Below are 13,809 nucleotides of genomic sequence, written 5' to 3' on the forward strand. Positions count from 1 at the left end.
GGCCCCGCGTCGGGGGCTGCCGTTCGGTCATGACGGACCGCCGTGACGGCAGCCTACCGGCCGAACGGCCTTGGCGCGCCGGCTCCGCCGCTCGTTCGATTGGCTTGCCTGCTGGCCCGACAGCCGATCGGGAGGAGGTCTGCCGTGTCCGACGTGAAGCGGCCGCGTCGGGACGACGAGTCCCGCGCCAGTTCCCGCACCGACCTGCCCTCGGACCCCAGCGACCGGGAGTCGGGGCGGGCGCGGTCCACCGGCCCCGTCGACCCCGAGGAACTCCTCGACGTCCCCGAACTGGGCGAGCTCACCGAGCCACGTCGGATCACCCGGCGGGCCGTCATCGGCCGCTGGGCCGGCCCCGTGGCGGCGCTCGCCACGTACTTCCTGCTGCCGACCGGCGACGGCGGTCTGACGCCGGGCGGGCGCGCCACGACGGCGGTGGCGGTGCTGATGGCCGTCTGGTGGGTCACCGAGGCACTGCCGCTGGCCGTCACCGCGCTGGTGCCGGTGGTCCTCATGCCGCTGACCGGGGCGTTGGATCTGGACGCGACCCTCGCGCCGTACGCCAACGACCTGATCTTCCTGTTCCTCGGCGGGTTCGTGATCGCCATCGCCATGCAGCGTTGGGGCCTGCACCGCCGTATCGCGCTGCTGACGGTCCGGGCGGTCGGGACGAAGTCGAGACAGATGATCGCCGGTTTCATGCTGGCGACCGCGTTCCTGTCCATGTGGGTGTCCAACACCGCGACCGCCGTGATGATGCTGCCGATCGGCGTGTCGGTGCTGGGGCTGGTCGCGAAGCGGGTCTCGTCGATCCCGGGTGACGGCGAGGGCGAGCCGCTGACCGGCGAGGGCGCGCCGAACATCGCGACGGCGCTGATGCTCGGCATCGCCTACGCGGCCTCGATCGGCTCGCTCAGCACCATCATCGGTACCCCGCCGAACGCGTTCCTCATCGGCTACCTGCGTCAGGAGCAGGGCGTCTCCATCGGGTTCGGGCAGTGGATGCTCTTCGCGCTGCCACTGTCGGCGGTGTTCCTGGTCATCACGTGGATCGTGCTGACCCGCTTCCTGTACCCGCCGGAGATCGACGACGTGCCCGGCGGCCGCGAGCTGATCCAGTCGGAGCTCGACGAGCTCGGGCCGATCTCCCCCGGCGAGAAGCGGGTCGCCGTCGTCTTCGCCGCCACGGCGCTGGCGTGGATCCTGAACTCGCTGCTCGGCGACGTGTGGGCCGACACCTTCCTGGCCAACCTCGACGACGCGATGATCGGCATCGCCGCCGCCATCATCCTGTTCCTGATCCCGGTCGACCGCGAGCACGGCACGTTCGTGCTCGACTGGACCGCGGCACGCGAGCTGCCGTGGGGCGTGCTGCTGTTGTTCGGTGGTGGGCTGTCGCTGGCCGCGGCCGTGTCGGAGAACGGCGTGGACGAGTTCGTCGGCCAGCAGCTGCAGGCGTTGTCGAACGTGCCGGTGTGGGTGCTGATCGCCGCTGTCGTCGCGTCGGTGATCCTGCTGACGGAGATGACGTCCAACACCGCCACGGCCGCTGCCCTCGTGCCGATCATCGGCGGCTCGGCCGCGGTGCTGGGGCTCGACCCGGTGGCGCTGGCGGTGCCGGCCGCGCTGGCGGCGACGTGTGCGTTCGCCCTGCCCGTCGCCACGCCGCCCAACGCGATCGTGTTCGGCTCCGGCCACGTCACCGTGGCACAGATGGCACGGGCCGGCGTCGTGCTCAACGTCATCGGCGTGCTGCTGATCACCATCGTGACGCTGACCCTGGCCGGCCCCGTGTTCGGCACCGGCTGAACCGCGGGCGACAGGAGCTGATTATCAGCTGGGGCTGGCGAGCTGGATGAGGTTGCCGCAGGTGTCGTCGAGGACGGCCGTGGTGATGCCGCCCATGTCCAACGGTTCCTGGGTGAACCGCACCCCGTGGTCACGCAGGCGTTCGTACTCCGCCTGCACGTCCTCCACGGCGAACGAGGTGTAGGGGATGCCGTCCTCGACGAGCGCCTGCTTGAACGGTGCCGCCGCCGGGTGGGCGTCCGGTTCGAGGACCAGTTCCACTCCGTCGGGATCGGCCGGCGACACCACCGTCAGCCACCGGTGCTCGCCCAGTGGGATCTCAGTCTTCTTCTCGAAGCCGAGCACGTCGGTGTAGAAGCTCAGCGCCTTGTCCTGGTCGTCGACGAGCACGCTGGTCAGGTTGATGCGGATCATCGTCACTCCTTCGGAATCGGCCACCGCTCGAGGATCATCCGCATCGGCGTGAGGTCGAGGTCGTGGAACTTGTAGCGGCCGTCACGTCGCGTCGTGACGAGTCCGGCCTCCTCGAGCACCGCGAGGTGCTGCGAGATCGCCTGGCGGGATGACTCGATGCCGTGTCGGGTGATCAACCGCTTGCACAGTTCGAACAGCGTCTGGCCGTCCTTGGCGTGCAGTTCGTCCAGGATCGCTCGCCGGGTCGGGTCGGCGATCGCCTTGAACAGGGCATCGTCCATGCCCCGACAATACGCAAGTCTGTACTTGCCTGTCAACCAGCTACTTCGGCCCCGGCGCGCTGCGCCCGAACGACACGAACCGACGGATCCGCCGGGGAGAGGACGGCGGATCCGCCGGTTCGGCGGTGCCCGCGCGGCGTGGGCGCCGGGGGCGGATCAGGGTGGGCGTCGAGGCTGGTCCGAGGTGCGACCCCGGGCAAAGCGGGAGTCGGCGTGCGGGTCGTGCGTCGGCGTCAGGGGCGGACGTCGTCGGGGTCGTCGGCCGGCACGGTCGATTCGTCGCGACCGAGGTCGTCGGCGCCGTCGCGGGAGTCGCGGCGTGCGGCCGACACGACCAGCGCCAGGCCGAGCAGCACCAGGACGGCCGGTCCGATCCAGCGCAGGTCGGCGAGGGTGATCAGGGCCACCTCGGTCAGGCCGAGCACGCCGACCGCGGCGAACAGGGCGCCGAAGACGAAGGACAGCAGGTCGAAACGGTGGGTCTCCATCACGGCTCCAGTTCCAGGACGTCGTCCTCGGGTGCGGCGTTCTCGTCGGTGGCGGCGCCACCCTCGAACTCGGGTGCGGGGTCGCTGTCTCGCCCGTCCCGCTCGACGCGGATCTGGCCGAAGCCGACCTGGACGTCCAACGTCAGGCGCACGTCGCTGCCCGGCACCTCGTCGACCACGGTGCGGTCGAGGCCGACGCCGTCGGTGCGCTGACCGAGCAGGGTCATCTGCCCGGCACCGCTCTGCGCATGCACCTCGACGGTGACGTCCTCGGGCACGTAGACCGTCACGTCACCGAAACCGGTCTGCACGGTGACGTCGCGGTCGTCGGTGAACTGCACCTCACTGAGGTCGATGCGCAGTTCACCGGCCCCGAGCGTGTAGGTGTCGCGGACCTCGGCCTCGACGGCCGGCGTCTCGAAGCGCTGCCCCGCGGGCTGTCCACCGGAGGTGAAGGCGTCGACGGGAAAGGGACGCAGCAACTGCAGCACCAGGACGACCGGCAGCAGCAGGAGTCCCGCCCCGATCAGACCACGGCCGCGGCCCACCACGCTGCCGACGAGCAGGCCGACACCGACCACCAGCAGCGCTGCGGAGACGATCTGGCCGGGGCGCAGCGCGGTGGCGTCCGCGACGTTGAGCAGCCACAGCACGCCGACGGTCAGCAGGGCGGCGCCCAGCGTGATCCGGGTGAGGATCCCGCGGGACTCGGGCACCGGTGGCGGCGTCCAGTCGCGGCCGTCGCCGCCGCCTTCGCCGGGCGCACGCGGCGGGACGCCCGGTGGAGGCGGTTCCCAGGCCGGCGGCGGCTCGATGCGGCGGGTGTCGCCGGGGCCGTCGGTGGGACGGTCGATGCGCACGGTGTCCGTGCGGGCGTCGTCACTGGACATGGAGGTCTCCGGTCGGGAGGCGAACGAGCGTGGGTCGGACGCGGGCACGGGCGGCGAGGCAGGGGCGAAGGCGGGTGGCTGGCCGCCGCCGGGCGAGGTGCCACCGAACGGTGGCTGCCCGCCGGCAGGCGGTGCGCTCGGCCGGCCGGGTGGCATGGCCGCCGGGCGGTTGGGCGAGCGGTCTGCCGCCCGCCACAACGCGATGCCGAAGGCGATCAGCACCAGGGGCACCAGGACCCCGCGGTCGGCGACGAAGGGGAACGGTCCCCGTCCGGGGAAGGGCCCGTCGAGCAGCCACAGGGCCCCGATGATCAGCGTCGCGATGCCGATCCAGAACAGCGGATCGCGCCCGCCGATGTCCTCGCGTCGCGGTGGCCGCGGCGCGGCGGCCTCCGCGTCGGACTCCTCGGGGATGAGCACCCAACCGAGCACGTAGGCCACGATCAGGATTCCCTGGGAGAACAGCGTCAGGACGACGAACAGGATCCGGGCGACGGCGACGTCGATGCCGAGGTGGTCGGCGACGCCGGCCAGCACGCCGGCCAGCAGCTTGCCGTCACGGCGGCGCCGCAGGGGCGGGCGCGGCGGCGCGACCGGCCCACCGGGAGGAGGAGTGGAGGAGGACACGGGAGCACTCGAGAGGTCGGGGGCCCAACGGAGGGCCGACGGGCGCTGATGCTGGTCCCATACTGCGCCGAAGCTCGTGGCGCGACCATCCGGAACTCCCCTGGGCCGACCCTGACGCGGGTCCGGAATCGCCGGGGGCCGGCCCCCGAGCGGGCGCGCGCCCGCATGTGCGACCCTTGACGCGGCACCGCTCCACACGCGGGTCCGCCACCACTTCCCAGTGCTCCGCCCACCGGAGACGTTCCCGATCGACGACCGGCCCATCGCCCGTCCGGCACCGCCCCCCGCTGGTGCCGGGCCCGACCTGCCGCCGCCACCGCCCAGGGTGCGCGGCGAGGTCGGCGCGCCCGGCGTCGCACCGACGGGCTCCCCCGTCGCGCCGCCCGGCCCACCACCCGACGCGCGGCGTGCCGTGGGGCACCCGGGGGTGAGCGCTTCCGCGGAAGCCGATCGCCGCGCCGGTGCGCTGGGGCGCGGGCGCATCATCGGCGGGGTGGCGGCGGGTCTCGGCGCGCGGCTGGGTGTCGACCCCGTCCTCATCCGCATCGTCTTCGTCGTGCTCAGCCTGGCCGGCGGCGCCGGTGTCCTGCTCTACGGCGTGCTGTGGGCGTTCACCTCGATCGGCTCGGCGACGCCCGTCGAGGGGCGCCGCCCGGCATCGCTGCAGCAGGCCGCGGCACTGGGGCTGATCACCCTCGGCGTGCTCTTCCTGCTGCGCGAGCTCGGCCTGTGGTTCGGCGACTCCCTGGTGTTCCCGGTGGCCCTGGCCGCGATCGGCTCGGCGATCGTGTGGACCCGTGGCGACGAGGCCGACCGCACCCGCTGGTCGAGGGTCACGGCCAGGATCCCGGGCGGACACGCGCTCGCGACCGCCACCTCGGGCCCCGCCTCACCGGTCCGCCTGCTCATCGGCACGTTGCTGGTGGCGGGGGCCGTGGCGGGCTTCCTCGCGGCGCAGGACGGATTGGGTGCCCTGCGCGACCTCGGGTTCGCGGTCGTCGCGGCACTCGGTGGACTGGCGCTGCTGTTCGGGCCGTGGCTGTGGGGACTCGTGGACCAGCTCGGGCTCGAGCGGCGCGAGCGCATCCGCCAGGAGGAGCGCGCCGAGCTGGCCGCCCACCTGCACGACTCCGTGCTGCAGACCCTGGCGCTCATCCAGCGCAGCGCCGACCAGCCGCGCCGCATGGTGGCCCTCGCCCGCCGTCAGGAACGCGAGCTGCGGAGCTGGCTCTACGGCCAGCGCGACAGCCTCCACCAGCAGACCAGCCTCCAGGCCGCCGCCGAACAGGTCGTCGAGGAGGTCGAGGCCGTCCACGACCTGCAGATAGACGTGGTCGTCGTCGGCGACGCGCCACTCGACGACCGCGTCCTCGCTCTGCTGGCCGCCATGCGCGAGGCGTGCGTGAACGCGGCCAAGCATGCGGGTGTGGCGACCGCCTCCGTGTACGTCGAGGTGGAGGACGACCAGGTCACGGCGTTCGTCCGCGACCGCGGCGACGGTTTCGAGCTGGCCACCGTGCCCGAGCACCGGCGCGGCGTGCGCGACTCCATCATCGGTCGCCTGGACCGGCACGGCGGCCACGGGCGCGTCTGGTCCACGCCGGGCGAGGGCACGGAGATCGAGCTGTGCGTGCCGCGAAGCCGCAACAGCAACCACCACCACTCGACGGAGCAGCAGGCATGACCCGCGCCATCCGCGTCTTCCTCGTCGACGACCACCGCCTGTTCCGGGCGGGCGTCCGGGCCGAGCTCGGGCCGCACGTGACCATCGTCGGTGACGCCGGCGACGTCGACACCGCCATCCAGGGCATCCGCCAGACCAAGCCCGATGTGGTGCTCCTCGACGTGCACATGCCCGGCGGAGGTGGGCGCGCCGTCATCCAGGCCGTCCACGAGACGCTGCCGGACGTGCGCTTCCTCGCCCTCTCGGTCTCCGACGCGGCCGAGGACGTGATCGCCGTCATCCGCGCGGGCGCGCGCGGGTACGTCACCAAGACGATCTCGCCCGACGACCTCGTCAGCGCCATCGGCCGGGTGCACCAGGGCGACGCCGTGTTCTCGCCGCGACTGGCCGGCTTCGTGCTGGACGCCTTCGCCGGTGACCTGCCGGCCGGCGTGAGCAGCGAGGACCCCGAGTTGGACCAGCTCACCACCCGCGAGAAGGAGGTGCTGCGCCACATCGCGCGCGGCTACACCTACAAGGAGGTGGCGAGCCGGCTGTTCATCTCCGTCAAGACCGTCGAGACCCACGTCTCCGCGGTCCTGCGCAAGCTGCAGCTGTCCAACCGCCACGAGTTGACCGCGTGGGCCGCCGGCCGCGACCTGCTCTGAGGCGAATGCCCGCGAATGCCCCTCACTCTGTCACGGTCTCCGGGCGCCCGGTCTCGATCAGCTCGGCGAGCAGCCGAAGTCGGCGATATTGGATGGCGCGTGCACCCAGCGACGTGAAGCCGCCGTCGACGGCACGCAAGAGGGCGAGCGGAGATCGAGCAAGTGCGGCGGCGAACTCCTCGATCTCCTGGCGTTCCGCCCGCTGACCAGCGAACTGATCCGCGAAGGCATCCAGGTTCCAATAGAGGTCACCGGGCGTGACGATCCCTTCGTTGCCTTCCAGGTCGGTCACCTGGCGGACGATCTCGGCCGCGAGCAGCAACTCCCTTCGAAGCACCTCGCCGCGTTCGAAGACCTCGTCGGCACCCAACGCCGGTTCGAACAGGACCCGATACGCAGCGAGGTCGAGGGGCGCCACCTCGTGCTGCTGCAAAAGCTCACTCAGGGTTGTGACATCGAGCAACGCCACCGCACGGTTCGCCCGGGCGCGCTCGGCCAAGCGGGCTCCGCGGAAAGCAGGAGCCACGATGCACGCATGGTCGGCCTCGTAGAGCGTCTTGTGCTCGTCGATGGTGACCCAGTCGATCTGCTGATCGCTCACGGCTTCACCGGCCGTCGACTTCGTGTCCACGACCACCCGGTACTGGTCACGGGACCCGAGTGGCGCCGTCAGCAAGACGTCGGTCCTTCCGGCGCCGCCGTGCCAGACGGCGTCGAAGCCGAGGAAAGCGAACGCATCCCTCGCCGCCCGTTCGAACGCCGCGGGGTTCGCGGAGTCGTGCGCCGTCGACCGCAGGTGCTCGATCAGGTCGACCGCCGAACCACCCTTGAGCGGAGCCTCGCCCGATTCACGGTCGGACGCCCTGACCGGAGCGGGAGGCGTCGTCGGCGGCGGCGCCTCGACGGACGCCGTGTGGGTCTGCGCCGGCGCGAGCGTCAGCCGGCCGAGGACGGCCTCGCCGAAAGGCGTCCGGACGAGTCGCCCACTCTCGTCGACCTCGACCGCCCCGAGACCGGCGAGGAACTGCCGCCGCCGCGTGATCTGACCACGCCTACGCCAGTTGAGTGCGTACGCGTCATTCGCATACTGGCGGAGTTCCTCGAGGCTCCTCGGTCGGTCGAGCGCGGCCAGGAGTTCGCCGACGTAGCGCAGTCGCGCGTGGAAGAGCGCCAGCAAGAAGGCGGCGTCGCGCTCCTGTAGCCACCGCGCCCCCTCGGGCGACAAGCCGACACGGGCGGCGTCCAGGTACAGCAGGCCCATCTTGGCCAAGAAGTTCGCAACGCTCGCCGCCCGGTTCCGCGACCCGCCGTACCGCGGAGTCAGCCAGTCGACGAACTCCTGGCGCGCGGGTTGCGTGGCGTCGACGTAACCGAGAATCTCAGCCAGAACCTGCTGGTACGCGGCGTCGTCGGCCATGATGACACTGACCACCGATACGCGTTGCTGCCAGGAGAGCGGCGCGGGCCAGCTGGGCAGCGCCGAGGTCTGGATAGGTGGTGGCTCAGGAACGTGGTCGCGCACGGCAGACCACTGCTTCTCGTCGAGCGGGAAGACGGTTCCCATCGGCGCCGTAATGATCTGGTGGTCGGCGAGTTGCGGAAGCGAAGCGACGACGGCCTTCGGCACGAACGCGCACGGCATCACGCGAAGCGTCACATGGGTCGTGACGTCCGAGACCTCGCTGCGGTCGAAGGGCAGCTCGTCCGGGTGTGGCGACGTCTCCTGCGGCGGGGTCTCCACGGAAGCGACAGCGACGATCCCCGCCTCACGGCCGGAGCGCCACACGAGCCCTGAGTCGCCAACGCGGACGGCACCGGCATGCTGGGGGACGCGCCATCGAATCCGGTCCAGCACGGCCAGGGCGCCGTCGATGTCGAATCGGTCCGGGTTGGCCTGGAAGATCCATGCACGCGCCATGGCAACCCCACTCTGCCGACATCGGCCACCATAGAACGACTCCTGGTGCCATGCCGACGTTGCGTCGAGGTGGTGTCGTCAGTCGACGTGGCCGGGGCTTGCGGCGACCAGGCCGAACAGCAGTTGCGGGACCAGCAGGGCGATCAGGACCAGCAGTGGCGGCGTCCACGAGTCGGTGGCGTCGTGCAGCAGGCCGATCGCGAGCGGTCCGCCGGCGGCCACGAGGTAGCCGACCCCCTGGCTGAGCGCGGACAGGCGCGCGGTGCCCTCGGCGCTGCGGGCCCGCAGGCCGATGAGCACGAGCGCCAGCGGGAAGGCGCCCATGCCCACGCCGAGGAGCACGGCCCACAGGCCCGGCAACGTCGCCGGCGCGACGAGCAGGCCGACGTAGGCGGCGGCCGCGAGGACGGCCAGTCCGACGACGTAGCCGCGCTGGTCGCTGCGCCGGGCCGCCAACTCCGGCAGCGCGATGCTGATCGGCGCGCCCAGCAACGTCACGAGCGCCAGCAGCAGCCCGGCCGTCGCCGCGTCGACGCCGGCGTCCTGGTAGATCGACGGCAACCAGCCCATGACGACGTAGGCACCCAGGCTCTGCAGCCCGAAGTAGCCCGCCAGCGCCCACGACTGCCGCTGACGGTGGACCGGCGCCCGGGGAGCCGGTGACGGCGCTCGCGTGGTGTGACCAGCCGCGTGCGTGGCCGGTGCCGCCTGACGGTAGTCCGCCAGCGGCTTGGACTCCTCACCGCGGCGGCGCACCCACAGCCACACCGGCACCGCTGCCAGCGGGGGCAACGCCCACACCCCCAGGCCGACCCGCCAGGAGCCGAACGCCTCGGCGACCGGCACGGATGCGGCCGCCGCCAGCGCGGTGCCGACCGCCAGCGCCATCGAGTACAGCCCGGTGGCGCGACCGACGTGCCGCGGGAACCACCGCTTCACTGCGACCGGCAGCAGCACGTTGCCGACCCCCATGCCGGCCAGTGCGGGCACGGTCCACAGGAGCACCAGCGCCGGCCGGTCGACGAGCACGCGCGCGAGCAGCGCGGCCGAGGTCAGCAGCATCGCGGCGGTGAGCACGAGCGCCGTGTCCCTCCGGCGCGCCCACCGGCCGACGAGCAACCCGAAGACGCCGAAGCAGATCGGTGGGAGGGTGGTGATGACCCCGGCCAGGGCGGCCGGCATCCCGATGTCGCGCTGCAGGTCGGGCAGCAGCGCCCCGAAGCTCGTGACGGCCGGACGCAGGTTCAGGGCGGTCAAGACCACGGCGAGACCGGCCAGGACCGCCAGCCGTCGCTGGGTCCGGGGTTCACCGACCGCGGCGCGCGCGGCGGCGACCGGACGCCGGGCCCGCCCCACCTAGCGGTGCACGTCCGGGTCGTGCTGCGTCACCCGGGACCGGACCGTGCGGATCGCGTCGCCGGACAGGATGCCGCTGCGCCCGAACAGGCGCCCGAGCTCCCAGTTCGACAGGCCCAGCTCGGGGGTGCCCAGGGCGTACTGCCCGTCGACCCACCGCGTGAAGCCGGTGCCGACGTAGGGCGCCTCCGCCACCCGCCAGGCGCGCTGCCGGTCGTGCTCGTCCTCGGACACCACCGACAGCACGAATCGGGGGCTGTAGCGGTTGAACAGCTCGAGCGCGTGGTCGAGGTCGTCCACCACGACCAGGGTGAGCTCGGGGCTGTCCTCCCACTCCCACTCGACCCCGAGCTGGGCCTCCAGCAGCGGCTCGGCCTGCGCTTCCTCGACGTCGCCCTCGGCACGGGCGATGGGCACGACCTTCTCGAACCGCTCGGCCGGGACGTGGTCGCGGGTCGTCTCGACCACGTGCAGCTTCGCGTTGGTGCCCCGGTCGGCGGCGGCCCGGTCGAGCGCGTCGAGGAAGGTCGGAACGAGGTCGTCGGCGCGCTCGCGCACGATGCAGCACACGTTCAGTGTGTTGCAGACCTTGCGGTCCAGCGAGCGGTGCACGGCGGCGGCGAACCGTCCGGTGTCGGCGGCGGCGGTGGCCACCAGCCAGGCGCCGCCAGTGCCGTGCGCGGACACGGCGTTGCCGGCCTGCTGGGCGACCGCGGACAGCTGCCGCACCGCCTCGCCGGAGCCGCGGGCGACCGCCAGCGAGAGGCGCGGATCGGCGAACAGGGCCCAGCCGGCCGCGTGCGAGGGTGCGTCGACCAGCGACGCGGCGCCGGCGGGCAGCCCGGCGGCCTCGAGCGCCGGGTCCAGGGCGTGCTCGACGATCGCCCGGGCGGTGCCGAGCGCGTCGGAACCGATCCGGAACACGACCGTGTTGCCGCCGCGAAGCACCCCACAGGCGTCGGCGAACACGTTCGGCCGTCCTTCGAAGACGAACGCGACGACGCCCAGGCGGTCGCTGACCTGCTCGAGCGTCCAGCCTTCGTACTCGCGGGTGTCCATCACCTCGCCGCGCGGCGAGGGCACCGTGGTCCAGTTGCGCAGGCCGGCCACCATGTCGGCGCGCATGCGGTCGGACAGCACCAGCCGGGTGGTGGACCGGCCGCGCTCGCGGGCCCGGGCGACGTCGGCCTCGTTGGCGGCGGCGATGGCGGCGAACCGCTCGTCGTCCTCGAGGTGGTCGGCGAACGCGGTGTAGAAGGCGTCCAGTTGCGCGTCGTCGACGGCGCCCATGGCCCCGAAGGCCCGGACGGCGGCGTCGACGGCGGCGCGGGCGGCCTGGCGGTCGGCCCGCGGCACGTGCAGGATCTCGCCGGTGTCCTGGAGGACCACCAGGGCGTCCCCCGGGGCGAACGCCTCCGCGAGTTCGGCGCTGACGTGGGTCACCCGGTCACCGCCGAAGACCAGCGGCTGTCCGGCGACGAGCGTTTCCAATGATTGGACGTCCATGGTGACCACCGTAGCCTGACCAGCCTGCGACCCCGTCCGCAGCGCCGTCCGGTCCCGAACAACCGGCGAACCGGAACCACGATCCCGAGGACGTGCGCCTTCGTGTCCGATCCCCGAGCCGTCCTGCGCATCGGTGAGGTGTCCCGCCGCACCGGTGTCGCCGTCCCCACGCTACGGGCGTGGGAGCGGCGCTACGGGCTGCTCTCACCCGATCGCACGGAGGGCGGTCACCGCCTCTACAGCGAGCGTGACGTCGACCGTGTGAAGGCGATGCAGCGGCTGCTGGAGGACGGCTGGTCGGCGGCGGCCGCGGCCCGCGAGGTGCTGCGCGAACCCGCGACCGTCACCCAGTTGCGGCCGGTCCCGGGGCTCGGGTCGGCGTCGATGGCGCTGGTCGAGCGGCTGGAGTCGGCCATCGATGCGTTCGACGCGTCCGGCGCCGACGCGGTCGTGGACGACGTGTTCGCCCGCCTGGAGATCCCGCGGGCGCTCGACGACGTGATCCTGCCGGTGCTGCGCCGGGTCGGCGACGGCTGGCAGGACGACCCGCGGGTGATCGCCCGCGAGCACTTCGCGACCAACACGCTGCGACCCCGGCTGCAACGCCTGCTGCGCGCCACGGCACGCTCCGGCGGACGCAGCCTGCTCGCCGCCGCGCCCGAGGGCGAGGAGCACGATCTCGGCCTGCTGGCCGCCGCGGTCGCCGCCGTCGATGCCGGCTGGCGGGTGCACTACCTCGGGGCGCGCACCCCGACGCCGGCCATGGAGCGCGGCGCCGCCGACCTGCAGCCCGACGTCGTGCTGGTCGGGGCCATGTTCCGGGAACAGGCCGAGGCGTTCCTCGCCACCCGGCCCGCGTTCCCGCGGGCCGGTGTCGTGCTGGGCGGCTCCGGGTTCGTCGCCGCGGACGTGGCGCGCCTGCCCCGGGCCGTCGTCCACCAGGGCTCGATCGTGGACATCCCCACGAGCCTCGAGGTGGCACGGTCGGCGCGCAACGACGCGATCTAGCCGCGCGGTCGGCGCGGGCGGCGCGGGCGCCCCGCGTCAGCGGCTGATGCGGAACTTGATCCGCACGTGCGTGTGGTACTCGCTGATCTCGTTGCCATCCACCACCGCGGAGGTCTCCAGGACGTTGAACCCTTCGACGTTGCGCAGCGTCTTGGTGGCCTCCTCGAGTGCCTTGTGCGCCGCGTCGCGCCAGGACTCGGTCGACACGCCGACCAGATCGATCGTCTTGATGACCGCCATCTCGAGCAAGCCTCCTCGCACGTGTTTCTGGCCGTGCAATGTGGGAATGACGCCCGGCGGGGGCGCGGGCGCGGGGTCAGGCGTCGGTGACGGCGTCCCCCTGCATCGCCGCGATCGCCTGACGCAGCCGTTCGGCGACCGCCGTCGCGGCCGCGTCGTCGTCGAGGGCGCCGGAGCGCCGCTGCGCGAGCACATCCGACCAGATGGAGGGCCCCAGCACGAAACCACGGTAGGCGCCGACGCTCGCGGCGTGGCGCAGACTGCGCAGCGGGTCACCGGCAGCGCCGCCCGGCTCGTCACGGACGAGGACGTGCACGTGGTCACGGCCGGCGTCGCGCACGAGCCCGGAGACGGCGTTCGCTTCCTCGACGTCGCGCGGGCCGGGTAGGGCCCACAGGTCGGGTTCGACGCCGATCTCGCGGACCTCGCGCGCGGCCCGCAGCACATGCTGCGTGCGCTCGTCGCCGGCGTCGAGGTCGTCCGTGCCGGGGACGTCGATGTCGACCAGCAGTGCGCGGTCGGTCTCGTGCAACCACGCCGACAGCCGGGTCAGGTCCAGGGCCTGGGTCTTCTTCACCTCGGGGTCGACGTCCGGCCCCCAGCGCAGCTCCACCTCGACGATCCGCGGGGAGAAACGGTCGACGTACGCGCCGAAGTCGTCACCCGGCGCCAGCCGGAAGGCGCCACCTTCGTCGCTGACCGGCAGCACGAGCTGCAGCGGCTCGCCGGTCACCTCGGCGGCCAGGTCCGGCAGCATGTCGCCGTCGACCAGGACCCCCAGCTCGTCCGGCGCGGCGGCGCTGCCGGCCGCCGCGACCTGGCGCACGCCGGTCAGCACGACCCGTGCGGCGTCGGCGTCCAGCGCGTCGGCGCCGCGGTGCTCGAGCCGCACCGCGTACAGCCCGTGGTCGTAGCCGAGCTCCATGCCACACCTCCGTCGC

The 13,809-nt window shown here is 72.7% G+C and carries 13 protein-coding genes; 4 read left to right on the plus strand and 9 right to left on the minus strand.

What is annotated here, in order from left to right:
* The first annotated feature begins 291 nt into the window (after positions 1-291).
* On the plus strand, positions 292-1,809 hold the full coding sequence (locus ACERM0_RS14665; protein ID WP_373679651.1) for a DASS family sodium-coupled anion symporter: 1,518 nt from the start codon (positions 292-294) through the stop codon (positions 1,807-1,809).
* A 24-nt stretch (positions 1,810-1,833) separates the two neighbouring features.
* On the opposite strand, the gene ACERM0_RS14670 is transcribed toward ACERM0_RS14665, so the two are convergent.
* The 4 genes from ACERM0_RS14670 to ACERM0_RS14685 form a co-directional block, all read right to left on the minus strand.
* The gene (locus tag ACERM0_RS14670) at positions 1,834-2,220 is read right to left on the minus strand and encodes a VOC family protein (RefSeq protein ID WP_373679652.1); all 387 of its coding nucleotides are present in this window, start codon (positions 2,218-2,220) and stop codon (positions 1,834-1,836) included.
* 5 nt (positions 2,221-2,225) lie between these two features.
* Positions 2,226-2,504, minus strand: a complete 279-nt coding sequence (locus tag ACERM0_RS14675; RefSeq protein WP_373679359.1) for an ArsR/SmtB family transcription factor — start codon at positions 2,502-2,504, stop codon at positions 2,226-2,228.
* 233 nt (positions 2,505-2,737) lie between these two features.
* The gene (locus ACERM0_RS14680) at positions 2,738-2,992 is read right to left on the minus strand and encodes a hypothetical protein (protein ID WP_373679360.1); all 255 of its coding nucleotides are present in this window, start codon (positions 2,990-2,992) and stop codon (positions 2,738-2,740) included.
* The gene (locus ACERM0_RS14685) at positions 2,992-4,509 is read right to left on the minus strand and encodes a PspC domain-containing protein (protein WP_373679361.1); all 1,518 of its coding nucleotides are present in this window, start codon (positions 4,507-4,509) and stop codon (positions 2,992-2,994) included. Before ACERM0_RS14685 ends, ACERM0_RS14680 begins: the two co-directional genes overlap by 1 nt.
* Before the next feature lie 427 nt (positions 4,510-4,936).
* Here ACERM0_RS14685 and ACERM0_RS14690 point away from each other — a divergent pair, with 427 nt between their 5' ends.
* Together ACERM0_RS14690 and ACERM0_RS14695 are read left to right on the plus strand one after the other, a co-directional pair.
* Positions 4,937-6,193, plus strand: coding sequence for a PspC domain-containing protein (locus ACERM0_RS14690; RefSeq protein ID WP_373679362.1), 1,257 nt, complete (start codon positions 4,937-4,939; stop codon positions 6,191-6,193).
* Positions 6,190-6,840, plus strand: a complete 651-nt coding sequence (locus ACERM0_RS14695; protein ID WP_373679363.1) for a response regulator — start codon at positions 6,190-6,192, stop codon at positions 6,838-6,840. Before ACERM0_RS14690 ends, ACERM0_RS14695 begins: the two co-directional genes overlap by 4 nt.
* 22 nt (positions 6,841-6,862) lie before the next feature.
* Here ACERM0_RS14695 and ACERM0_RS14700 read toward each other — a convergent pair whose 3' ends face one another.
* From ACERM0_RS14700 to ACERM0_RS14710, 3 genes are all read right to left on the minus strand, one after another.
* Positions 6,863-8,758, minus strand: coding sequence for an EVE domain-containing protein (locus ACERM0_RS14700; RefSeq protein WP_373679364.1), 1,896 nt, complete (start codon positions 8,756-8,758; stop codon positions 6,863-6,865).
* Between the two features lie 78 nt (positions 8,759-8,836).
* Positions 8,837-10,021 (minus strand): MFS transporter, encoded by a 1,185-nt coding sequence (locus ACERM0_RS14705; RefSeq protein ID WP_373679365.1) that lies wholly within the window; start codon positions 10,019-10,021, stop codon positions 8,837-8,839.
* 93 nt (positions 10,022-10,114) lie between these two features.
* A complete protein-coding gene (locus ACERM0_RS14710) occupies positions 10,115-11,620 on the minus strand; it encodes an aldehyde dehydrogenase family protein (protein ID WP_373679366.1) in 1,506 nt (501 codons plus the stop codon).
* A gap of 102 nt (positions 11,621-11,722) precedes the next feature.
* On the opposite strand from ACERM0_RS14710, the gene ACERM0_RS14715 reads away from it, so the two are divergent.
* Positions 11,723-12,628, plus strand: coding sequence for a MerR family transcriptional regulator (locus tag ACERM0_RS14715; protein WP_373679367.1), 906 nt, complete (start codon positions 11,723-11,725; stop codon positions 12,626-12,628).
* A 36-nt stretch (positions 12,629-12,664) separates the two neighbouring features.
* On the opposite strand, the gene ACERM0_RS14720 is transcribed toward ACERM0_RS14715, so the two are convergent.
* Together ACERM0_RS14720 and ACERM0_RS14725 are read right to left on the minus strand one after the other, a co-directional pair.
* Complete coding sequence (locus ACERM0_RS14720; RefSeq protein WP_373679368.1) at positions 12,665-12,868, minus strand: dodecin family protein; 204 nt, start codon at positions 12,866-12,868, stop codon at positions 12,665-12,667.
* A gap of 76 nt (positions 12,869-12,944) precedes the next feature.
* Positions 12,945-13,793, minus strand: coding sequence for a 2-deoxy-5-keto-D-gluconate 6-phosphate aldolase domain-containing protein (locus ACERM0_RS14725; RefSeq protein ID WP_373679369.1), 849 nt, complete (start codon positions 13,791-13,793; stop codon positions 12,945-12,947).
* Positions 13,794-13,809: the final 16 nt, after the last annotated feature.

The organism is Egicoccus sp. AB-alg2, from assembly GCF_041821065.1.
Taxonomy (GTDB): domain Bacteria; phylum Actinomycetota; class Nitriliruptoria; order Nitriliruptorales; family Nitriliruptoraceae; genus Egicoccus.